The 22,728-nt window shown below is 62.2% G+C and carries 12 protein-coding genes; 5 read left to right on the forward strand and 7 right to left on the reverse strand.

Annotation, left to right across the window (positions count from 1 at the left end):
- Position 1: 1 nt before the first annotated feature.
- Entirely contained in the window at positions 2–958 is a 957-nt protein-coding gene (locus VSP_RS02920) for a hypothetical protein (RefSeq protein WP_156345325.1), read from the forward strand.
- A gap of 35 nt (positions 959–993) precedes the next feature.
- Here the strand turns inward: VSP_RS02920 and VSP_RS02925 are convergent, their stop codons facing one another.
- Positions 994–1,233, reverse strand: a complete 240-nt coding sequence (locus VSP_RS02925) for a hypothetical protein (protein ID WP_009958623.1) — start codon at positions 1,231–1,233, stop codon at positions 994–996.
- Entirely contained in the window at positions 1,230–2,063 is an 834-nt protein-coding gene (locus tag VSP_RS02930; protein ID WP_009958624.1) for a hypothetical protein, read from the reverse strand. The genes VSP_RS02925 and VSP_RS02930 overlap by 4 nt, the downstream gene beginning before the upstream one ends.
- Positions 2,064–2,251: 188 nt before the next feature.
- Here VSP_RS02930 and VSP_RS02935 point away from each other — a divergent pair, with 188 nt between their 5' ends.
- On the forward strand, positions 2,252–9,334 hold the full coding sequence (locus tag VSP_RS02935) for an autotransporter-associated beta strand repeat-containing protein (RefSeq protein ID WP_009958625.1): 7,083 nt from the start codon (positions 2,252–2,254) through the stop codon (positions 9,332–9,334).
- Positions 9,335–9,605: 271 nt separating this feature from the next.
- Here the strand turns inward: VSP_RS02935 and VSP_RS02940 are convergent, their stop codons facing one another.
- The 4 genes from VSP_RS02940 to VSP_RS02955 form a co-directional block, all read right to left on the reverse strand.
- Positions 9,606–10,466 carry an alpha/beta hydrolase gene (locus tag VSP_RS02940; RefSeq protein WP_009958626.1) on the reverse strand — a complete coding sequence of 287 codons (861 nt, stop codon included), beginning with the start codon at positions 10,464–10,466 and terminating at the stop codon, positions 9,606–9,608.
- A 255-nt stretch (positions 10,467–10,721) separates the two neighbouring features.
- Positions 10,722–11,294 (reverse strand): DUF417 family protein, encoded by a 573-nt coding sequence (locus VSP_RS02945; RefSeq protein ID WP_009958627.1) that lies wholly within the window; start codon positions 11,292–11,294, stop codon positions 10,722–10,724.
- Positions 11,295–11,344: 50 nt separating this feature from the next.
- The gene (locus VSP_RS02950) at positions 11,345–12,232 is read right to left on the reverse strand and encodes a helix-turn-helix domain-containing protein (RefSeq protein ID WP_009958629.1); all 888 of its coding nucleotides are present in this window, start codon (positions 12,230–12,232) and stop codon (positions 11,345–11,347) included.
- A gap of 103 nt (positions 12,233–12,335) precedes the next feature.
- On the reverse strand, positions 12,336–13,034 hold the full coding sequence (locus tag VSP_RS02955; protein ID WP_009958630.1) for a pirin family protein: 699 nt from the start codon (positions 13,032–13,034) through the stop codon (positions 12,336–12,338).
- A 250-nt stretch (positions 13,035–13,284) separates the two neighbouring features.
- On the opposite strand from VSP_RS02955, the gene VSP_RS02960 reads away from it, so the two are divergent.
- From VSP_RS02960 to VSP_RS02970, 3 genes are read left to right on the forward strand one after another with little or no spacing between them, the layout of a single operon-like run.
- Positions 13,285–14,661, forward strand: a complete 1,377-nt coding sequence (locus VSP_RS02960; protein WP_009958631.1) for a DUF1501 domain-containing protein — start codon at positions 13,285–13,287, stop codon at positions 14,659–14,661.
- A 33-nt stretch (positions 14,662–14,694) separates the two neighbouring features.
- A complete protein-coding gene (locus tag VSP_RS02965; RefSeq protein WP_009958632.1) occupies positions 14,695–16,908 on the forward strand; it encodes a DUF1549 domain-containing protein in 2,214 nt (737 codons plus the stop codon).
- Positions 16,909–16,922: 14 nt separating this feature from the next.
- The gene (locus VSP_RS02970; protein ID WP_157210705.1) at positions 16,923–20,582 is read left to right on the forward strand and encodes a c-type cytochrome domain-containing protein; all 3,660 of its coding nucleotides are present in this window, start codon (positions 16,923–16,925) and stop codon (positions 20,580–20,582) included.
- A gap of 4 nt (positions 20,583–20,586) precedes the next feature.
- Here VSP_RS02970 and VSP_RS38840 read toward each other — a convergent pair whose 3' ends face one another.
- On the reverse strand, positions 20,587–22,620 hold the full coding sequence (locus VSP_RS38840; RefSeq protein WP_009958635.1) for a glycosyltransferase family 4 protein: 2,034 nt from the start codon (positions 22,618–22,620) through the stop codon (positions 20,587–20,589).
- Between the last annotated feature and the right edge of the window lie 108 nt (positions 22,621–22,728).

A 22,728-nucleotide genomic window follows, 5' to 3' on the forward strand; every position in this document is an offset into this window, starting at 1 on the left:
GATGTCGTCTGACCCCCAAACTTCAGCCGCATCCGCCCCCAACGTCGTGTTGGGTGGAGCCGCGCTCGCGGTGGGTGCATTGATCGCTGGTGTCTCCATAGGCCGCCGTTCCCGGTGGGGCCTCGTGGTAGGGCTCGGCATCGCCGCAGTGGCCGGGTACCAGCTGCTGAAGAAACGGCGGGAACAGGCGCTGGTAGTGGAGCCTCCGGCGTCAGACGCTGTGGAGCAACCACCCGTGGTGGCTTTCACCCCAGCCCCATTGCCGACGGAGTCTGAACCTGCTGCCCTCCCTTCGAACGCAAATTCCGTTCAGGAATCTGCGGTTGAGTCAGCCCCCGCGGCCGTGTCCCATTCCCCTCTCATCTGGGAAGGTGGCGACAGCGGCTCACGCTCCACGGATGACTTGGGTGAGACCGTGTGGTTCGGTCTGCAAGATGTCTCCCTGGCTGCGGCTTCAGCACCGGAGGTGACCTCCTTCGCTCCCTCGCCAGCGAGCATGGGAGAGGTCGCGCTGGAAGCCGATCTTGCCCCCGCAATTGCTTCCTTCCTCTCGGATTTTCCGCCGGCACCCGAGCTTGAGATGCCAGCGCCGCCGCCATTGACGGCGGATGTGGCCGCCTTGATTCAGGCTCTGAACCCCCCACCGCTGGTTTCCGGTCAGTTCGCCCCCGGGGCAGCGGCCATGGGGTCCTCTGCCTTGGCTGGAGTTTCTCCAGCATCTCCCTCATCCATGTCTTTTGAGGACGAGGGCGAGGACGACGGCATCACGAGCCATCCCGATTCTTTCTTGTTGGAAGACGACCAGAATGCAAACGCCCCTGCGGGCAAAGGCGCTCCGCTCGCGGCTGCTGTCCTCGTATTGATAAGCCTGCTCGGCCTGGGCTTGGGATTCGGCCAGATGAAGGCAGCCGTGGCCCTTCTGAAACCGTTGGCTGCTGTCGCTCAAGCGCCCGTGTAAGGCCCGGCTCGCCGGTGAGTGCGCCTCTTGAGAGGTCAGATCGGCTTCGGTCGTCGTGCTTCGTTCAGTGAGCCGCACTGCGGACACGCCGTAATGGGCTTCTTCTCGGCATTCTCGTAAATGTGACCACAGATGCGGCAGAGCACGAGGTCCTCCCGCGCACGACTTTCATCCCGACGCTCCATCCACACGGCGATGAGCCAGATCACGCCCAGAAAGGCGATGCCCACGGCCATGCCAAGGAGGAGCAGGGTGGTGAGGGAGACGTGGATCATGGCGTGGCGGGGTCAGCCCAATGCAGTTCGGCCGTTCCCCAGGTCGGAGTGGAGGAAGCGGGCTTTCCTGTAGTGGGTGTGTTGGCTGCAAGAGGTTGGAACTGTAGCACTTGCAATTGGTCCAGCACCTCGGCGTTGGCCTGGGGGGAGATCTCCGGCTTCCCCGAGGTGCTCACGGGAACGATGAACTCGACCCGGCCCCCAGCATCCACGCCAAGTTGGTACCGACAGGACGCGGGATACTCCAGCGAAAGGAGGGAGAGATCAGGCTGCTTCACGAGCGGGCGATTGGCAAGGTCTCCCAGGAAGCGGACCGCCAGTTTGCCCTTGCCCCCGGCAGGCAGGGCGGAGGCTGTTTTGTCCTTCTGGGCCGCGGGAGGTGCCTTCATCTCGCTCAGGTCCAGCGGCGGCAGTACGGTCTTGTCCACGTTCAGGAGGCGGGCGGGAGGCACCGTGAAGGCCTTGTACGGCAGATCGAGTGCACGCAACTGGTGGCCCTCAAAACTCGGGTGGAACACGGGGGCGTGTTCCTGGAGGGAGGGACCGGCAGACGCGTCCGAGTCTGAAGGCAGGAGCAGGTAGTCGCGATCTTGCACCCGGCTCAGCAGGGCCATGGCGGCAGGATCCGCGGGATTGAGCACCACCACCTGCTGGGGAACGGGGGTGAAACGCTGGGTCTGCGGGTACACCACCTGAAACAGATAGAAGAACACCATCAGGCCCACAATCACCGTGAAGATCCAGAAGCCCAGCCGACGCCCCTGCCGGACCGGCTCGTCCCACTGGAACGTGAGCGGGTGCTGGGCGGTGTTGGAGTCTTTGGACGGCATGCGGCGGGAGGGCGGACCATTCTACGCGGAGGGAACGGGAGTGGCACGGGAAAAATGGGCTCAGATGCCCAGAGCTCACGTAGAGAAGCGGCCAATCTCGTGAAATAGGGGCAGATTTTTGGCAATCACTGATTAAGTGGGACCGTTTGCTGATGCGCCCGTCCCCCCCAATTTTCTCCCAAGACCCCATGTTCAAGCCCGTGTTCGCGTCGGCCTCCCGTCGCCTCAAAGCCATCCTCCCCACGCCTTCGTTCCTGAGAAAGGCCGCCTGTGTTCTGGCTGGAGTGGGAGCCAGTTTGGGTACCGCCTCTGCGGATCTGATCCAATGGAACCAGTCGCTGGGCGGCGATTTCAACACGGCGGCGAACTGGGATCCGGCAGTGGTGCCCGGAGCTGGCGACCTGGCTACGTTTAGCATTGCTACGGGTGACGTCACCCTGTCCAGCGCTGCCGTGCTGGACAGCATCCTCTTCACCGGCGGCGCGAGCACTTTTGCACTGGGCAACTTGGGGGGCAACGGTCTGACGCTGGGGGACGGGGGGTCCATTACCGTGTCATCCTCGTTGGCGGGTACCGGCAAGACTTTCACGATCAACGCCCCGCTCCTGCTCACTCCACAGTCCTCCACGACAGCAGGCATCTTTTCCCTGTTGAACGAGGCCGCCGACTCCAGCAACATCCTGGTCGTGGCAGGTGACATCTCGGCGGGGGCGACCACCGCCACGGAAACGCTGACACTGGGTGGGATCAACACCGGGGCGAACCTGGTTTCAGGAGTCATCGGAAACGGAGGTGCTGCGAGCCTGGCCCTCATCAAGAGCGGGGCGGGCACCTGGACGCTGAGCGGGGCCAATACCTACACTGGGGGCACGGCCATCTCTGAAGGGACCCTGGCGCTGAGTGGAGGAAACAACCGGCTGCTCAGCACGGGCGCGGTGAGTTTCAATGGACCATCCGGCACGCTCGACGTGGGCGCGACCAGCCAGACCCTGGCAGGCGTCACGTTCCAGGCGGGTTCCCTCAACAACCAGTATGTCATCAAGGGCACGGGTGGGGCTCTCGTGGTGACGGGCGGCAATTTTGAGGTGTTGGGTGGCGGGGCAGCCCTCCAGTCCGTGGTCACCCATGTGAACATGAGCGGCTTGGGCAGCTTCACCTTCAACCGGGCGGCTGGCATCTTCAACGTCGGAGGCACCACGAACATCGGCAGCGCCGCCATCACCGGCAACGCCACCGTGACACTGGCGGCTGTGAGCACGATCACCGCAGCCAGCTTCAATGTCGGCCACTACACCACAGGCGTTGATTCCCTGAACAGCGGCACTGTGCATCTGGGCCAGACCAACACGATCAACGCCAACGCGATCGTGGTGGGCACCTCCAAGACCACTGCAACGGTTGATTTCCAGAATCTGACCACTCCCTCGCTGAAAATCCGCGGCACACTGGGGACGGATGCAGATCGCGCCCAGATCACGGTGGGCTCCAATGACAGCGGACTCACCGCCACCGTGGCGACCTTTGATCTCACCAACGGCGGAACCCTCACCAGCAGTCTGGATGCGAAGGTCAGTACTCTGCGCATCGGCCAGAACAATCGCAACAGCACCACCTTGGGACGGGCCGCGACCGGGACGTTCAGCATGGGGCTGGGCACGCTGGATGCCACAACCATCATCGTGGGCCAGCAGGGGGCTCTCACAGGGGGCAACACTTTTTCAGGAGCTGCCACAGGCACCTTCAACATCAGCGGTGGCACCGTCATCGCGAGCACGCTGACGCTCGCAGACAAGCTGAGCGGAGCAGCGGTGCAGACCATCACCAGCAATCTCAATCTCTACAGCGGCACCCTCAACGCGACAACGATCCAGCGCGGTGCGTCCGGGACCGGAGCTGGAGCCGACACCGCCACGATCAACTTCAACTGGGTGGATGGCACCATCAGCAACATCAACGGTGTCAACCAGACGGTAAATGGCAAGACAGCAGTCAACGGGCTGACTGGCGGCTTGAACATCGTGCTGAACAATGCTGGGAATTTGTCGGGGACACATATCTGGAACGTTGGCGGCACCCAGACCTCGACGCTGGAAAACACGGTGACCCTTTCGGGTGCGGGCAGCCTGCGCAAGACCGGCACCGGCACCCTGGTGTTTCAGGGAACCAACACTTATGCAGGCGTCACCGAAGTCGCCGCTGGCACCATTCGTTTCGGCACACGAGCTGGTCTTTACAATGGAGACACGACCCAGTGGACGAGCCCCAACTTGGTGGTGTCCTCCGGGGCAACCGCCGCCTTCAATGTGGGTGGTTCGGGAGAATTCACGGTGCAGGACATTGATCTGCTGAGTTCCCTGGGCACGACCACCGGCGGATTTCAAAGTGGTTCTTTCATTGGGCTCGACACCACCAACGCCGCCGGCAACTTTGTGTATAACCTGGCGCTGACCAACACGGACAACGGCCCCAACGTCCTCGGGCTGGTGAAGCTGGGCACGGGTACGCTGGAACTCACGGCTGCCAACACCTACACGGGAGGCACCAACATTGTCGCGGGCACGCTCGCCTTGAGCGGCGGGAACGACCGGCTCTACAGGGGCGGTGTGGTCAACTTCACCGGCAGCAGCGGCACGCTGGATGTTGGCTCTACCAACCAGAGCTTGGGTGGGATGACCTTTGGAATCGCAGGCACGAACAACTACACCATTACGGGAGCCAGCGGCACACTGTCCGTGATTGCCGGCAACCTGCACATCGGCGGGGGCGGTGTGGGTTCGACGGGGGCCAATCCCACGACCGTCAACATGACGGGGTTAGGGACCTTCAACTATGTGAATACGAGCGGCACTTTCAGCGTCGGGGGCAGGGCGGACATCGGACTTGCCGTAAGCTCTGCAGGCACGCTGAACATGGCGGCCAACACCACTATCACAGCGGCGAAGTTCTCCGTCAGCCCGGTGTCATCGGGACAGAGCTCACCCAATACCGGTACGGTGCACATGGGGCAGAATACGGTCATCAATGCCAGCACCATCGAGGTAGGCGTGGGCAAGGCGACTTCTGTGCTGGATTTTCAATCTTCGTTGCTGAACCCGACTTTGAAGATCCGGGGCACCGGCGGTACAGATACGGACCGGGCGGCGATCACTCTTGGCATTCATGACTCCGGGGTGGTGGGCAACACCTCCACCGTGGACCTGGTGACGGGAGTGACGGGAGCCAGCACGCTGGACGCGATGGTTAGCACGCTCATGATCGCTCAAAACACCCGCAATGGTACGGCGGGCACCGCCACCACGGCGAGCTTCGCCATGGGGCAAGGGACGATGAATGCGACCTCGATCGTCGTCGGTCAGCAGAACGCAGTCACCGGAGCCAACTCCTCCGGCAATGCCATCGGCTCCCTCAGCCTGTACGGTGGCGCCATCACCACCACCACGCTGACACTGGCCAACAAACTGGCCACCAACACGGCCCAGACCATCACCAGCACCTTCAATCTCTACAGTGGAGCGCTTTATGCGACCACCATCGAGCGCGGTGCCACGGGTGCCGGGGCAGGTGCTGACACCGCCACCATCAACTTTAACTGGGTGGATGGCACGATCGGCAATGTTGCGGGTGCGAACCAGACTGTCAATGGCAAGACGGCCGTGAATGGCCTCACTGGCGGGCTCAACATCGTGCTGAACAACAGCGGCAACGTCTCGGGCACGCACACGTGGAGAGTCAGCGGCACCCAGACCGCCACGATTCAAAGCACCGCCATTCTCTCTGGAGCGGGTGGCCTCACCAAGACCGGCACTGGCACCCTGGTGTTTGAAGGGGCCAACACCTATACGGGAATGACCATCGTGAATGCTGGCGAATTGCAGCTGAATGCCACTGGCACCCAGTCGATTGCCGGAAACGTGACGGTGAACGGTGGTTCGGTGAAATTGATGCAGTCAGCCCAGATCAACACGGCCAGCAGCCTGGTGGTGGCAGGGGGTACCTTCAACCTTCAAGCCTTTGACCAGACCCTGGCTGGCGTGCGTCTGGATTCAGGCACGATATCCGGCTCGGGCACGCTCACCAGCACCACGGCCTTTGACCTGCGCTCTGGAACCGTGAGCGGCAAGCTGGGCGGGACTGCCGGTCTGGCGAAGAGCACCACCGGCACCGTGATCCTTTCCGGCGTCAACACCTATACGGGTGGCACCACCGTCAACAGTGGCATCCTCATTGCCACCAACTCTGGAGCCTTGGGCACTGACAACTCACTCGCCATCGCCAATGGAGCGAGCTTTCTGTATCGCCCGACTGCCAGTGGTGCTCTAAATCTCGGGACCGGAGTCCTGACTCTGCAAGGAGGCAGCACCATCGGCACCAGCCTCACCAACACGCTTTCACAGAATGTCATCTCCAGTTCCGCAACGGCAGCGGCCAGCGGAGCGGTCAAGGTGGCGGTGTACTTCACGCCCGGCGTTACAGTCGCTGCCGGCAAACACAATCTGGTGAACACCGGTGGCGGATTGACGTCCGGAGGTGCCACGTACTCGGCTGCCTACTACAACCTCACCAATGCCACCGTCAGCACCTTCCAGGCAACGGACACCACGATAAGTGTCAATGTCGCCAGCACCACTGCCCTCACCGCCGCCTACTGGAAGGGGGGGCTGGGCATTGGAAACAACGTCTGGGCCCTGTCTGACGGTGCCTCCAGCAACTGGGTGACAAACTCCAATGGGACCGGAGCGACGGCACTGGTCCCCGGCTCCGGGGCGGCCATCACCTTCTCCGCCACTGGTGCCAGCAATCAGTCAGACATGGTCCTGGGAGCCAACATGTCCATCGCCTCGCTCACTGTGAGCGACACCAATGGCATCACCTTGAACGACGACGGGAGCACCCTCACGATCTCGGCGGCAGGTGGCATCAATGTGATGGCCGGTGCCGGTGCGGTGACCCTGAACTCCGGACTCAATCTGGCGACGGCCCAGACCTGGACCAACAACAGCGGCAATACGCTTTCCATCGGCGGGCCGGTGATCTTCAATAGTGCCTTCACGCTGACGGCGACCGGTTCAGGAAACACCGTGATCTCGGGCGCCCTTAGTGGTTCCGGTAGTGTGACGAAGACGGGCGCAGGGACGCTGACCCTGTCTGGAGCCAACACCAACACGGGCGGCCTGACGGTCAATGGCGGCCGGGTCAATCTGTCCGGCAGTTATCTGGGGGCCATCTCTGTGGCTTCCGCGGCGAATGGCCGTGGCCTGCTCAACATCCAGACGGGAGCGAGTCTTTCGGGGACCAACATGGCCCTGGCCATCGGCAATGGCGCCGGGGCCAATGGTGCGGTCTATCAGACGGGTGGTGATGTGGTGATCAACGGCAACATCAACCTGGGGTTGGGCGGCAACTCGACCACCTCCTCTTATGGCTTCTTTGGCATGAGCGGGGGCACGTTTTCGGATACTGGAGCGGACACTGTCCGGTTCCGCATGGGTGGCGGCGGCTCCTATTCCAACGGGGTGTTCTACCAGTCTGGCGGGTCCATCAACATCGCCTACAACAATGGCCTGGAAGTGGGGGCCAACGCCTCAGGGGGCTTCGTCAATTCCACAGGCGTGGGCTATCTGACCGGCGGGACCTTTACCACTGTCTCCAATCGGATTGGCTTCAACAACACCACGGGCAGTTCTGGCGGGGTTCGTGGTGAGCAAACCGTCGCTGGAGCGGCTGTGGTGACGATCAACGGCACCACCACCCTAGGGCAGGCTGCTGGAGATGTCGGCATCCTGAACCTGAACGGGGGTCTGTATATCACGCGGCAGATCACCAAGGGAAATGGTACCAGCGTTGTGAACTTTAACGGCGGCACCCTCCGGGTCGCTACGGGTACGAGTGCTGGTGCTGCAGGCAGCTTCATGACCGGCCACACTCAAGCAAATGTCTATGCAGGAGGAGTGACGATCGACACCAACAACATCAACACCACCGTCGGGCAAGCTTTGGCGGCTCCCACGGGGAACGGTGTCTCCACGATTGAAGTCACCAACGGGGGCAGCGGTTACGTGGGGCCTCCGCTCATCGTCATCACTGGCGCGGGCAGCGGCGCCACGGCAGTTGCCAACATGGAGGATGACGGCTCTGGCAACGGAACCTTCAAGATTGCCACCATCACGATCACGAGCGCAGGCACTGGTTACACCAGCGCGCCTACGGTGACTTTGACGGGCGGGGGCGGGACAGGCGCCGTTCTCGGAACTGTTTCCACGGTTGCCAATACTTCCGGGGGCATCACGAAGACCGGCAACGGCACGCTCACTCTGACAGGTGCTAACACCTACACAGGTGCGACGGTGGTGGATAAAGGTGCGTTGATCGCTGGCAATGCCAGTGCCTTCGGCGTGAACTCGGCGACGACTGTCAACTCGGGAGCCACCCTGCGCCTCGCTGGCAATGGCGTCACCCTGGGTTCGCTCTCCGGGTCAGGCACGGTGGAAGATACCACCGCGACCGCGGCGACACTCACTCTGGGCAGCGATGGAACCTCGACCAACTTCAGTGGGGTGCTGCAGAATGGCACTGGCGGCGGTCTCCTCTCCGTCGTGAAGACCGGTGCAGGCACCCAGGTCTTCTCGGGTGTGAACACCTACACGGGCACCACCACGATCAATCAAGGCACGCTGCAAATTGGTCACGGGGGTGTGGGTTCGACTGCGGCAGGCAGCGCGCTGACGGTGAACGGTGTCAACGCAGCGGTGGCTGGGACTGGTCTCGCAGCGGGATCTGTGACCGTTACCTCAGGCTTTATTCGTCCGGGCGACAACGGCGGCGCAGCGACTGGCACTCTGAATGTTGGCAGTCTGAACCTCGCGGTCGGCGGCAGCGGTGTGCTGCAAATCGAGGGCACCAGCAGCTATGACCGGATCAATGTGGTCAACAGCGGCGGGCTGACCCTGCACGGCAATCTGAATGTCACCAGCTCGCTCACAGGGGATGAATACGACCAGACCTTTGCCATTGGTGCCACCTTCAACCTCCTCGACTGGGCGGGCCTCTTGAACGGCACCTTTAATGTCGGTACCAACTTCCGCAACGGCAGCGAGGACAACGGCCTGCAATTTGACCTGCCAGATCTCAGTGCCCTTTCACGCTACTGGGATGTCAGCCAGTTCCTCACAGACGGCACCATCACCGTGGTCGTCCCTGAGCCGGGCCGGGCGATGTTGCTGCTCGCGGGGCTGAGCGCAGTGCTCTTCGGGCGTCGTCGTGGAGGGATGTAGGGTTCTTAAGAGATACCCAGGGTTGACTCGCTTAGGGCTCGTCAAACCGCTGGGCTGTGTTAGAAATCCCCTTCGGGGATTGGCGGCGGACTGAACCGAAGGGGTTCATTCATGGCCACTCGGAATGCGCGCACTCCTTTCTTGGTCTTTGACGTTGCGGCAAGAGTCGCGATCAAGAGGCCAAGGTATTTGCCCGGACGGGAGGGAACGCAGTGCTTGACCGAAGGCTGGACTTCAGCAAGCACCGCAACAAAGAGGATCGCGTCACTAACTATTTCAAAAACCCGCTGTCTGTAAGCCATTCACGGAAGCGGAAGGGCCAGGCACCGGCGGCGGTGGTGGTGCCGGGCTTGTAGCCGAAGCCGTGACCGGCGTTGCTGTAGATGTGCAGCTCCGCTTTCACATCAGCGGCCTTGTATTTGAGGTAGAGGCTGGCCATGCCTTCGGCGATGTCCGGGCGGTCGCCGTAACCGCAGGCGATGAAGAGCGGGGGCATGCCTTTCTCCACGGTGAAGAGGTTGGAGGTGCCGGGGTAGATGAGGGCCTGGAAATCCGGGCGGCTGCTGACCTTCTCAACGGGATCGGCCGAGCTGGCATCGCCAGCGTCGGATTTCATGGCCGAGAAGGCGGCCAGTTCACCGCCGGCGGAGAAGCCGATGATGCCGATCTTGTCTGCCTTGATGCCCCACTCTTGGGCCCGGCTCCTCACCGTGCGCAGGGCACGGCGGGTGTCGGCCATGGCGTGGTCCTGGATGGTGTAGGCACCGTTGGAGTCTTTGTCCCGGGCCAGGCGATACTTCAGGACGAAGGCGGCGATGCCGTGGTCTTGGAACCACTCGGCCAGGGCATACCCCTCATGCCCGAGGCAGAGCTTGGAGTGACCCCCACCAGGGGCGATGATCACAGCCAGACCCGTGTTGTCCTTGGCAGGAAGGTAAGGTGTGATGGTGGGGTTGTGGACGTTGGAGACATTGCTGCCGTCCAGCTTCTCCGGCTCGCTGCGACGGGCTTCGGATCCCGGGGCTCCATTGGGCCACAGGGGGAGTTCGGCGGGGTGGCTGGGCTCGGCGCTGAGCAGAGTACCAGTGGCGAAGGTGACAGCCAGGAAGAGGGCAGGGAGGGCGAGTTTCATGAAAAGAGGGTCAATGCGTGGAGAACCGTAACGGTCTCCAGAGGCAGGATTGTGCAGCCCAAAACGCTGGGAGGGCAAACTCGTGCCAGAGCGCTCGTTTGATTCTCTGTAGTGGAGGAGACGACCCTGCCCGGCCACATGATCCCTGTCCCGACTGCGGAGCTGCGTTCGCCCGTGTAGCAGCTCTGTGCTGATTCAAGACGCGAGAGTCTCGGCTGGCCCATCCCGGTGCATGCCGGTGCGGTCGCTTTCTGATTAAGCACGTCGTGCCAGCGCCGCTCTGGCAGAGTCAGCCATGGTGATGAGTGCGGCTCCCAGCATGATGGCGTCTTTCACCACGAGCCGCCCGCGCCCGCTCAGGTAGGGGAAGCCGTGTTCCGTATCTCCCAGTGCAGGCACCCACGACTCTGGCGTGGTGATGAGAAAAGACAGCGTGACGAGGGACATCACCGCGACGAGGAAACTCCCCACCGCGGCCAGTCCGGGGGACCAAGGGTGAAGACAGAGCAGCAATCCATAAAGCACGATCACTGCGCCCAGGCCGTAGGCGAACGGGTAGGTGCGGTTCTCCTCATGCCAGGCACGGTTCTGCGGCACGAGCTGGCCTTCGGCATTCATGTGCGTTTTGTACTCCGGTGCCGGGTGTTTGTAGAGGAAGCTCATGAGGGGGCTGTTGGCCACGAAGGGTACAATCCCGTCCGCCTCATACTTGAAGATCTTCAGCCCGCCGATCCAGAGGAGCACCAAGATGAGACCCAGGCGGGTCATGGTCATGCCCAGCCGTTCTGAGCCCGCTGCCAGCGTGAGAAAGCGCGAATAGAGATGCATGGCCCACGATATCGTCTGCCTGCACCGCGGACCATGGATGCCAGGAGCCTCTACATGGACAGATTGCGCCCGCCGCGGATGGCCGTCTCGAACTCCCGGTACTTCACCGGCGAGAGCCCGATGGCCTGCTTGAACAGGCGGCTGAAGTAGAACTCATCTTCCAGCCCTACTTCCGCAGCGATCTCCTTCACCGGGCGGAGGGTGTGCAGCAGCTGCCACTGGGCGTGCTTGACGAGCCGCTCTCTCACAATCTGCGTGGGCGTGCGACCCAGTGCCCGTTTCACGGTGCGACCCAGTGCCTTGGGCGTGAGATGAAGCATCATCGCGTAGTCGGCAGGGGCGTGCCGCTTTTGATAGTGCTGCTCCACCAGTTCGATGAAACGGTTCACCACCTCCGGGAAGCGGCCCGGCAGAGCCCCCTCTGCCCCGGCCCCAAGTTCAAGCTTGCGCCGGGTGGCTTTGATGAGCAGCACCTTCAGGTAGGAGACCAGGAGTTCCGTATGGGCCAGTCCTCCCTGGGCCAGCTCGCTACGCATCTGGGCGACGAGGTTGGTGATGCCCTCAATCAAGTCTCCATCTACGGGAACGTGAGGCGAACCATACACTTCGTTGAAGAGCACCCCATTGCAGCCAATCTCATCGTGATGGGTCTCGATGCAGAGGAAGTTCGCGTGGAACTGTAGGACGGTGCCATTCACCAGTGCAGTATGGGACCGCTCCACCTGAAAAATCTGGTAGGGCTGGAAGAAGATCAACGCGGCTCCGGACAGAGCGTGAGTCGTCTCCCCCGCGTGGTAAGTGCCGCCCTGGGGCAGCCACAACACCGTGAAATAGTTGGCACGCTGGGCACCCTCCGGCCACCGCGCATCCTCCAGCCTTTCCACACGCAAGGCGGGCTCTCCCCGCCGGGGATCGTAGAGGTGTAGCGGGATGCTCATGAGGGTGACAGGGAGAAATACGAAAGCAGCCGCCAGAGGCCAGAATAAAAAAAGTGCCGCAGGCCTGCGCCTGCGGCACTTTTCCCAGAAGCCTGTCGAGGGATCAACCCAGGTCAAACAAGATGCCTTCCGCATCCTGATCGGCCTTGATGGTGAGCGTGCCAGCCGTCTCGCTGCTGGCTCCGTCGCCAGCGACCAGAGAGTTGCCGTTCACACTCAGACTGCCTTTGGCGAGCTGCAGCCACACCCCGCGTCCGGCGGCGAGGTCATGGGTGATTTCCTCGCCCGCCTTGATCTTCAGCCGGTAGATGCTGGCATCCTGGCGGATGACCGCGGAGTCCTCCCGCCCGTCTTCAGAGATGACCAGCACCTTGGCCTGCGTGTCATGCTCCGGCTTCGGGTGCCACTCCGTGTAGCTCGGGGTGAGCCCACGGCGCTCGGGGAAGATCCACATCTGCAGCATGTGAGTTGGCTCGGACTGGGAGGGGTTGTACTCGCTGTGACGCACGCCCTGGCCAGCGCTCATGAGCTGGATCTGGCCGGGCTTGAGCACGCGGCCATTGCCCATGCTGTCGGCATGTTGCAGGGCTCCCTCCAGCACGTAGCTGAAGATTTCCATGTCGCGGTGGGGGTGGGTGGGGAAGCCGCCTCCGGGGGCGATGCGGTCTTCATTGATGACTCGCAGGCTGCGGAAGTGGACGTGCTTCGGATCTTCGTACTCGGCGAAGCTGAAGCTGAACTTGGAGTCCAGCCAGCCGTGGTTGGCGTGGCCGCGGTCATTGGATTTGCGAACGGTGATCATAGGATTTGGGAAGCTGGGTGTTTCGATAGGGGAGTCAGTCCGGAAGTGGCGCTGACGGGACGAGCATGCTCTCCGCAGCCCCTTGGAACTAATACTTGTTCCGAACTCGGAGCATACCCTGTGGGTTGGCTCGGAAAAAGGGGCAAAAGTCTGCGCAGATACTCCATGGCCCTCCCAGCTTTCTCCATTCAAGAAAGCGCCCGGAGCCCGTAATATCGGGCAGTCCAGACTCTCACCCCTTCTTCCAGGCATGTTCAAGTTCTCTGCAAAAGGCTCCATCTCCACCTGCGACGGCGTGTCGCGGCGCGACTTCCTGCAAGCGGGTGCTCTGGGGGCGATTGGGCTTACCCTCCCCCAGTTCAATGCGCTCCGGGCCTCCGGTGTGGTGGACAAGAAGAAGGATGACCGCGCCTGCATCATGATCTTCAACCTTGGGGCGCCCAGTCAGATTGATACCTGGGATCCCAAGCCGGACGCTCCGCGTGAAGTGCGTGGCCCTTTCAAGACCATCCGCACGAACTGCGCGGACATCCAGCTCACGGAGATCTTCCCGCACATGGCGAAGATTGCGGACAAGTTTTCGCTTGTACGCAGTGTGTATCACAATGCTGCGGCCGTGCATGACACCGGGCACCAGATGATGCAGACCGGTCGCCTCTTCAGCGGCGGTATCAATACCCCGCATGTGGGCTGTGCACTGGAGTTCCTCAAGGGGCGCAAATCCGAACTGCCCGCGCACGTCATTCTCCCGGAGCCCATGGGGCCAACTGGAGGCAACATGCCTCATGGACAGGATGCGGGATTCCTGGGCAAGACCTACGACCCGTTTGTCCTGAACGCAGATCCCTCGGCAAAGGATTTCAAGGTGCCTGATCTGCTGCCGCCGCAGGAGATCAGCGAGGTGCGACTCGCCCGTCGCCGGGCTCTGCGGGACCTGGTGGATCAGTCGGTGAAGAACTTCGAAGCGAGCGAGTCCGCCAAGCTCATGGACACGAACTTCCACGATGCCTACCGCCTCATGACCAGCAGCGCAGCCCGGGAGGCCTTCGACCTGACGCAGGAGAAGCCGGCGGTGCGCGAGCGTTATGGGATGAACCGCTTTGGCCAGTGCTGCCTGCTCGCACGCCGCCTGGTGGAGCGCGGGGTTCGGTTTGTCACGGTGAACAGCTTCATCACGGTGTTCAACGAGATCACCTGGGACATCCACGGCAGCAAGCCCTTCACCAGCATCGAGGGGATGCGCGATCTCGTGGCCCCGATGTATGACCAGGGCTACAGCGCCCTCATTGAAGATCTGCACCAGCGTGGCATGCTTGAAAATACGCTGGTCTGCAACTTGGCGGAGTTCGGTCGCACGCCCAAGGTCAATCCCGCGGGAGGCCGGGATCACTGGCCTGGAGTGTGGACCGTGGGTTTCGCCGGCGGCGGCGTCAAGGGCGGCCGCGTGATCGGTCGCAGCGATGAGATCGGTGCCTACCCAGCGGAACACGCGGCGGCTCCGGCCAATGTCGTGGCCACGATCTACGAGTCTCTGGGCATCGACCTGGAGACCGAGCTGCCCGGGCCGCAGAACCGGCCCTTCCCCGTGGTGGACCGCGGTTTCGATCCGATCCGCCAGCTCTTCTAGCCTTTGTTTCCGCTCTTCACTCCTCTCCGCCGCATGCCGGGCCGTCTGTCTTCTGTTGTTTCATCCATCCTCCTGCTGGTCAGCGCTTCCGGCGCTCACGCCCAGGAGGCTGCCCCCTCCTTCCGCAACCAGATCCAGCCCATCCTGGCGCGCTACGGCTGCTCCAGCGGAGCCTGTCATGGGTCTGCGGCCGGTCAGGGGGGCTTTCGTCTCTCCCTGCGGGGCTATGATGATGCGGGGGACTACCTGAGCATCACCCGTTCTGCCCAAGGGCGGCGTGTGACGCTGGAAGATCCCGCCCGGAGTCTGCTGCTGCTCAAGGCGACCAAACGTGTCCCGCACAAGGGAGGGGAGAAGATCAAGGAAGGCTGGCCGGAGTATCAAGTGCTCGCGGACTGGATCGCTCATGGTGCCCCCGGACCCCAGGAGCAGGATGCCCGCATTCAGCGGATCACCGTGAGTCCGTTGCACGCTTCCGTAAAGAACGGGCAGCAACAACCCCTCAAGGTGACGGCCTACTTCAATGACGGCCGGCAGGAGGACGTCACACGGTGGGCCAAGTACACCGCGGGCAACACGTCTGTGGCAACGGTGGATGACGACGGAGTGGTGAAGGTGGTGGGCAACGGCGAAGGGACGGTGACGGCCTGGTATCTCAGCCAGCTCGCCATCGCCACCATCACGGCACCGTACGAGCATCCGCCCCTTGCCGCGACGTTTGACGCATTCAAGCCACGTAATTTCATCGACCACGAGGTGGTGACCAAGCTCAAGGAGCTCAACCTGCCTCCTTCAGGGCAGTGCACGGACGCAGAGTTCATCCGCAGGGCCTTCCTCGACACCTTGGGCATTCTTCCCACACCGGACGAGACCCGGGCCTTTGTCTCGGACGCCCAACCCGCGAAGCGGGACCGCCTCATCCAGTCGCTGCTGGAGCGACCGGAGTTCGTGGACTACTGGAGCTACAAGTGGAGCGACCTGTTGCTGGTGAACAGCGACAAGCTCCCGGTCCAGCCGATGTGGAGCTACTACCAGTGGATCCGTCGCAACGTGGAGCAGAATGCGCCATGGGATGTGATGGTGAGGGACCTGCTCACCTCCACCGGCAGCACCCTGGAGAACGGCGCCGGGAACTTCTTCACCCTGCACGATGAGCCCACCCGCCTCGCGGAGACAGTCTCGACCGCGTTCATGGGCATGTCCATCGCCTGCGCCAAGTGCCACAACCACCCCATGGAGAAGTGGACGCACGACCAGTACTACGCCTTTGCCAATCTCTTCTCCCGGGTTCGATCCAAGAACGGTGTGGTGACGGATGAGCGGGTGGTGTTTGCCAGCACGGATGGGGACCTCGTGCAGCCGCTCTCTGGCAAGGCTCTCGCTCCCACGCCGCTGGATGCCCAGCCGGTGTCTCTCACCGCGACGTCAGATCGTCGCAAGCCCCTGGCCGACTGGCTGACGGCCCCGGAGAATCCGTACTTCTCCCGTGCCATCACGAACCGCGTTTGGAAGAACTTCTTCGGCACCGCGCTGGTGGAGGCCGTGGATGATCTGCGCATGACCAATCCCGCCAGCAATGAGGCGCTCCTCTCCGCGGCGGCATCGCACCTGGTGAAGCAGAAGTTTGACCTCAAGGTGCTCATCCGCACCATTCTGGAAAGTGAGACCTACCAGCGCAGCAGCGTGGCGCTGCCGGAGAACCAGGGGGACACCCGTTACTACTCCCGCTACTATCCACGCCGCCTCATGGCGGAGGTCATGCTGGATGCGGTTTCCCAGGTCACGGCGGTGCCCACCTCCTTCAATATGGACAAGCGGAATGCCAACAAGGGCATCGGCAGCGCCTACCCCATGGGCTACCGTGCGCTGCAGCTGCCGGACTCTCACACCTCAAGTTATTTCCTTGATAGCTTCGGCCGGCCGGACCGGGTGCAGACCTGCGACTGCGAGCGCACCAATGAACCCAGCATGGCCCAGGCCCTGCACATTGCCAATGGGGACACCCTGAACCTGAAGCTGGGCAAGGCGGACAACCGCATTGGAACATTGCTCGCCTCCGGCCGCCCCGATGTGGAGCTGGTGGAGGATGCCTACCTCTGGTGTGTCAGTCGTCCGCCCACGGAGAACGAACGTCAGGGGGTGCTCAAGGTCCTGTCCGAAGCCCCCAGTGCCGCAGAGAAGCGACTGGTTCTGGAAGATGTCTTCTGGGGTCTCATGAGCTCGCGTGAATTCCTTTTCAATCACTGATCCTGACCTTCCTCATGCCTTCTTTGCGACATCTTTCAGCATTCCCGGTGATGGCTCTGGCGGGCATTCACGCCGCCCCGGCTCCGGTGGACTATGATGCCCGGGTCATGCCTCTGTTTCAGGAGCATTGTGTGGACTGTCATGCGGCAGATGATGCCGATGGCGAGTTCGCCCTCGATACCTTTGACGCACTGATCAAAGGCGGCAAGGCGGGCAAGCCGGTTGTCCCAGGGGACGCGCAGAATTCGCTGCTCGTGAAGTTCCTGGAAGGCCGCAGCGGTCGCGAGGGCAAGAACCAGTTCATGCCGCCCGGGAAGAAAGAGCATTTGAAGCCGGAGGAAATTGCGATCATCCGGCAGTGGATTGATGCCGGGGCGCATCCTCCCGCAGCGCCCGGTAAACCGGCGGATGCGCTGGCCACGCTGCCCAAAATCTCCCCGCGCACTGCCATCAAGAAATCCGTGCTCTCGTTGAGCGTCTCCGCCCCGGCCAAACTGGTGGTGGCAGGTGGCTACGGGAGCGTGCGTCTCATCGATCCGAATAGCTTGCAGACGGTCAGGGAGATGAAGGAGGTGGCGGGCAAGGTGAATGCCGTGGCCTTCTCCGCTGATGGTGCTTTTGTTTTTGCGGCGGCGGGCACTCCTGGCGTCAGCGGAGTGGCCTACCAGTGGAAGACGACAGACGGATCGCTGGTCAGGAAGCTGGAGGGGCACTCGGATGCTCTCTACGGCATGGCCATCTCTCCGGATGGCAAGCTGTTGGCCACGGGGAGCTACGATCAGAAGATCAAGCTCTGGGACCTGAGCACCGGGGCGGAGGTGCGCGCCCTCACGGGGCACAATAGTGGAGTGTTCGGTCTCGCCTTCCGTCCCGATGGCAAGGTCCTCGCCAGCGCGAGTGCGGACCGCACGGTCAAGCTTTGGGAGGTGGCCACGGGCCGCCGGCTGGACACTTTCTCCCAACCTTTGAAGGAACAGACGGCCGTGGCCTTCTCCCCTGATGGCCGTTTGCTGGCCGCCGGTGGTGCGGACAACCGGCTGCGCGTGTGGAAGGTGAGCGCGGAGGCGGTTGAAGGAACCAACCAGCTCCTGGCCACCCGGTATGCGCATGAAGGCGCGATTTTGAGCGTCGGATTCGAGCCTGGCGGCAAGCAGATCTTCACCAGTGCTGCGGACCGTACGGCGAAGATCTGGAACAGCGCCACCTACATCGAGGAACATCTCATGGATCAGCAGTCCGACTGGGTGCCGGCCATGGCGGCACTGGGAGGCGACAAGCTGTTGGAGGGCAGACTCGACGGTTCACTCGCCGTCTATCTGATCTCCACCGGACTGCCTGCAACTCCCGCCCCGGCCACTCCCAAACCGATGGCCAAGAGCAAGCCAGCTCCTGCTGCCAAGCCGGAACTGGTGCGTCTCGAACCGCGTGGGGTGCAGAGTGGCACGCGCACGACGTTGAAGGTCACGGGCAAGAACCTCCAAGGACTGAGCACGGTGAAGCTCGGGCATGCAGACTTGAAGGCGTCCGTTGTGTCCGTGAACCAGGCGGAAACGATTGCCGAGATCGAGATCGAAGCGGGTACCAACGTACCCCGAACCCAGGTGGACGTCTCCCTGGTGACCGCGGGAGGGGAGACCGCAAAGCAACGTCTGCTGGTGGACTATCTGCCCCAGCTCGTGGGGGTTCCGTCTGACAAAGGCACCCGTCTGCCCGCGCTGCCGGTCAATGTGTGGGGAACTCTCCGTCAGACCGGTCAGGTGGATGCCTGGATCTTCGGGGCAAGGAAAGGCGAGACTGTGATCTTTGATCTGGCTGCTGCGCGCATCGAGTCCAAGGCCGTCTCGCCTCGCTTGGAGGTGGTGGATGCTGACGGCCGTCTGCTGGCGGCCAACAACGGGCTGGACAGCGGCAGTGATCCCTTTGTTGCCTTCACCGCCCCGGCGGATGGGGAGTACAAGGTCCTGGTTCGGGAAATTACTTTGGCGGGGTCTGAGGATCATGTGTATCGCCTCACCGCAGGCGTGTTGCCCTATGTGACCGGATGGTGGCCGCTGGCCGTGCCACCCAACCAGGAAAGCCGTATCGAGCTTGTCGGCTACAATCTGAAGGACACAAAGGTGATGGTGACCAGCCCGGCGGAGGGGGAGGTGAGTTTGCCCCTGGATTCTGACCAGTATCGGAGCCGGGTGAACATGCGGGCCCAGGTGAGCCCCTTGCCTCAACAGACGGAACAAGACCCGAATGATGCCGTCGCCAATGGTCCGAAGCTGACCGTGCCCAGCCTGGTCAACGCCCGGTTGCAATCGACCAGACCGGGGGAGCCGGATGCGGACCTGTTCCCGTTTGAGGCCACGAAAGGGCAACAGCTGGTCTTTGAGACCCGCGCCGCCATGCTGGGCTCACCGGCCGATACGAAGCTCGAGATCCTGGACGTCAAAGGGGAGCTGGTGCCGATGATCAAGATGCAGGCCACGAAGGATTCCTGGATCACGCTGCGGAGCGAGGATGCCAATGATCCCGCCATCCGGCTGGGCAGGTTCGCGGAAATGGAGTTGAACGACTACATGTACTTCAATGGCGAGGTGCTGAAGATCTACCGCCTCGCCCGGGGCCCGGACGCAGACATGATCTACTACGCCGGAGCGGGCAAGCGGAAGGCGTTTTTCAACACCAGCCCGGCGGGCCATGGTCTGGATGACCTGTGCTATGCCGTGGAACCGAGGGCGCTTGACGCCCGCATCGTCCCCAACGGGCTGCCCGTCTTCACCCTGTACTACATGAATGACGACGATGGGGAACGCAAGCTGGGCAGGGATTCCCGACTCACCTTCGTGGCCCCGGCCGATGGCACCTATCAGGTTCGGGTGAGTGACACCCGCGGCTGGAGCAGTGAGCGCCAGGCTTACCAGCTCATTGTACGGGACCCTAGGCCCGACTTTTCACCCCGCCTGCTCATGCCTGCCACGGTATCTGTTCCGGCGGGTTCCGGGGTGCAGTTGGCCGTCACGGTGGATCGGGATGACGGCTTTGAGGGACCGGTTCAAGTGGAGCTGTCCGGAGTGCCGGACGGGTTCTATGTGTCCACGCCCATCGTCGTGGAGGGCGGGCATCTGGACGCAGCTGGCGCGCTGTACGCCCGGCCGGAGGCTAAAATGGGCATTCACGACTTCAGCGGCGTGAAGGTGACCGCCAAGGGCATCATCAATGGCCGCGAAGTCGTCAAGGAGGTCAATGGCCTGCCGAAGATCGCTGTGGCGGCGGCTGGGAAGCGCTCCCTGTTCGTCGAGCCTGACATGGCGGGTAAACCCGCTGGTGACGGCAAGACCGCACCGGGAGGGCCCTATGAAATCACCATCGAGCCCGGGAAGCTCGTCTCAGCCTGGCTGCGCGTGGACCGTCGTGGCGATGACGCTCTCATTGGTGTGGACATCGAGAACCTCCCTCACGGCGTCATCGTGGACAACATCGGCCTCAACGGGGTGCAAATCCGTGCCGGTGAAAGCGAGCGGGAAGTCTTTCTCTCCTGCGCCCCCTGGGTGGCGGAGCAGGACCGCCTTTGCCACATGGTGGTGGGCAGTGCCCGCAATGATGCCGTGAAAGCTGATGCTGCGGCGACCAGTTTCCCCGTGCTGCTGAAAGTGCGGAAGAAGCCCGACTCCGTGGCCCGTGAGTAGCGGGCTAGGACCTCCGGGCTTGGTCGATGGCTGACTGAATGGTGGTCAGCCTTGCGGTCATGCGTTCCGCCGCGCTGGTCACAGAGAGCAACTCTGTCACCTCGTCGCGCCCTTTGGCTGCCATGATTTTCGCCTCAGCCTGATGCTCGAAAACCCAACGCATCTTCCGGGCCGCGTCATCCACGGAGGGTTCGGCCCAGCGGTTGCCCTGACCGTAGAATTGGATGTCGCCCGCGATGGCGGTCAGTTCATAATCCACCAACAGGCTGTTCTCCGGCGTCATGAAGTCGAGATTGCCTGAGTAGTTGGTGGCGATCACCGGTTTCCCCAGCAGCATGGCCTCTGCGAGGGTGAGGCCGAATCCCTCGGAACGATGCAGCGAGACATAGGCATCGCACAAGTTGAGCAGGCCCAGAACGTCCTGCTGGGCCAGCGACTGATCAATCAAAGCAACTCCCGCCTCCTCCGCAGCTTTCTGTAGACGGGCGTAATCGGCCGGAAAGGCACTTCCCCGCATCACTTTGATCGCCAGGGACACACCTTCCCGGCCTCGGAACGCCTCGGTGAATGCACGAATGACGCCAATCGGATTCTTCCGTTCCATCACGCTGCACATGTCGAACATGAACAGGAAGCAAAAGTCTTTCTCAGCCAGCCCGAAGTCCTGGCGTTTCAGTTGAGCCGGCTTCTGGATGGTCACGCAGGGGGACATTTCGAAGACAGGCACCGGCATGACAGGTCGCATCGCTTCTGCGATGAAGCGAGTGGGGGCCCAGAGTTCCTGCATGGAGGCCGCGCGTTCGATCCACTCTGCGGGAAACTGGTCCAGCTCCCAGTACCAGACGCCCACCCGGTGGATGTCCGGCAGCAAAGGCAGCCCGCTCTGCTGGTAGCGCTTCTCCAGCGAGTCGAAGGGGGCGATGACGGAAAGGGTGATGTCATGCAGTTCGACGCCGAGGAATGCCGAACGGTCCAGGGTGTCATTACGAAGTCCGGCAGGGAGATCTCGTTTGGAGACCCGGTATCCGGTTTGCTCCAGAGCTTGCGCCATGGCAAGGGCGGCCCGCTGCAGCCCGCTGGGATAGCTGAAGTGGCCGATGAGATTGACTCCGGGCTTGTCCGGCAGGCCGGCTTCCATGTCCCGTTGCAGTCTCTTGTTCCAGGCCCTTTGCAATGGGGGGGGGACCTCCGCAGTGACCGATTTGACCAGCGTCTCAAAATCGGGCTGGCCTCCTGATGGGGATGGCTTGGTCTGCTGATGCTGGCGGCCAATTAATCGCACTTCATCAACGGGTGAGAGGTGCAAGGTCGAGACGGCGGAGGCTGGCACCCGGACCTGATGCTGGCGTTCCAACCACGCCAGCCACTCTCTGCGACCGGTGGCGGTCAGGGCAAGAGGATGCTCCTTCTGCCACTCCGGCTGGACGAGATAGTGTGTGACCAGCATCGACCACGGGTCCTCAATGTTCCCCTGGATGAACCAGAGGATTTCCTCGTCCGCGAGGTGGTACTTCTGCCGGCCCTGTTTAAGCAGCCATTTGACAAAGGTACGCCCGCCTGCCGGGGTCACTGCCAGTGGTTGTGACTTGTGAACGCCCGGCAGTTGCAGGTAGATGTGCTGCGTGCGGTTTCCAGGATCCTTTTGAAAGGCGAGCCGCACATGTTCGATTGCTTGCGGGGACAGTTTTAACCTGGCGGCACCAGGGCCTGTGAGCCAGCGGCAAAAACTCCCTTGCTCACCCTCCCTCAGCGCCAGGGGAAACTTGCGTCGCAAAGAAGGCTCTCTCAACAATCCGAGCACAAGTCGGCTCGCTCCGGCGACATCACGCTCTGCATCAGCGACGGACCACTCCAGCAACGTCGGGTCGAGTTTTTTCAGATGACGTGACACTGCTTCCAGATCAAAGATGTCCAGATCTTTGTTGTTGGCATTGGCAGGAGCCTTTTTGCGCCATCGGGAAAGACCGGCACGGGAAAGCAACGTGACGGCATGCGAGACAGCCCTCTCAAAGTAGCCTGCAGCCGGTTTGTTGTGCATTCCTGTAGTGGGGACGAAAGTCTGATTCCGCGAGTCGTGCCAGAAGCCAGGGGTGAATGGGGCTTTGATGAACTTCAACCGGGTGCGTCAAATGCCAGCGCACTGCAA

This window comes from Verrucomicrobium spinosum DSM 4136 = JCM 18804 (assembly GCF_000172155.1).
GTDB lineage: Bacteria > Verrucomicrobiota > Verrucomicrobiia > Verrucomicrobiales > Verrucomicrobiaceae > Verrucomicrobium > Verrucomicrobium spinosum.

Excerpts from the sequence above, each read along its gene's own strand:
- VSP_RS02965 (WP_009958632.1), top strand. The coding sequence starts at position 14,695 with ATGCCGGGCCGTCTGTCTTCTGTTGTTTCATCCATCCTCCTGCTGGTC.
- VSP_RS02925 (WP_009958623.1), bottom strand. The coding sequence starts at position 1,233 with ATGATCCACGTCTCCCTCACCACCCTGCTCCTCCTTGGCATGGCCGTG.
- VSP_RS02935 (WP_009958625.1), top strand. The coding sequence starts at position 2,252 with ATGTTCAAGCCCGTGTTCGCGTCGGCCTCCCGTCGCCTCAAAGCCATC.
- VSP_RS02920 (WP_156345325.1), top strand. The coding sequence starts at position 2 with ATGTCGTCTGACCCCCAAACTTCAGCCGCATCCGCCCCCAACGTCGTG.
- VSP_RS02960 (WP_009958631.1), top strand. The coding sequence starts at position 13,285 with ATGTTCAAGTTCTCTGCAAAAGGCTCCATCTCCACCTGCGACGGCGTG.
- VSP_RS02930 (WP_009958624.1), bottom strand. The coding sequence starts at position 2,063 with ATGCCGTCCAAAGACTCCAACACCGCCCAGCACCCGCTCACGTTCCAG.
- VSP_RS02940 (WP_009958626.1), bottom strand. The coding sequence starts at position 10,466 with ATGAAACTCGCCCTCCCTGCCCTCTTCCTGGCTGTCACCTTCGCCACT.
- VSP_RS02945 (WP_009958627.1), bottom strand. The coding sequence starts at position 11,294 with ATGCATCTCTATTCGCGCTTTCTCACGCTGGCAGCGGGCTCAGAACGG.
- VSP_RS02955 (WP_009958630.1), bottom strand. The coding sequence starts at position 13,034 with ATGATCACCGTTCGCAAATCCAATGACCGCGGCCACGCCAACCACGGC.
- VSP_RS38840 (WP_009958635.1), bottom strand. The coding sequence starts at position 22,620 with ATGCACAACAAACCGGCTGCAGGCTACTTTGAGAGGGCTGTCTCGCAT.
- VSP_RS02970 (WP_157210705.1), top strand. The coding sequence starts at position 16,923 with ATGCCTTCTTTGCGACATCTTTCAGCATTCCCGGTGATGGCTCTGGCG.
- VSP_RS02950 (WP_009958629.1), bottom strand. The coding sequence starts at position 12,232 with ATGAGCATCCCGCTACACCTCTACGATCCCCGGCGGGGAGAGCCCGCC.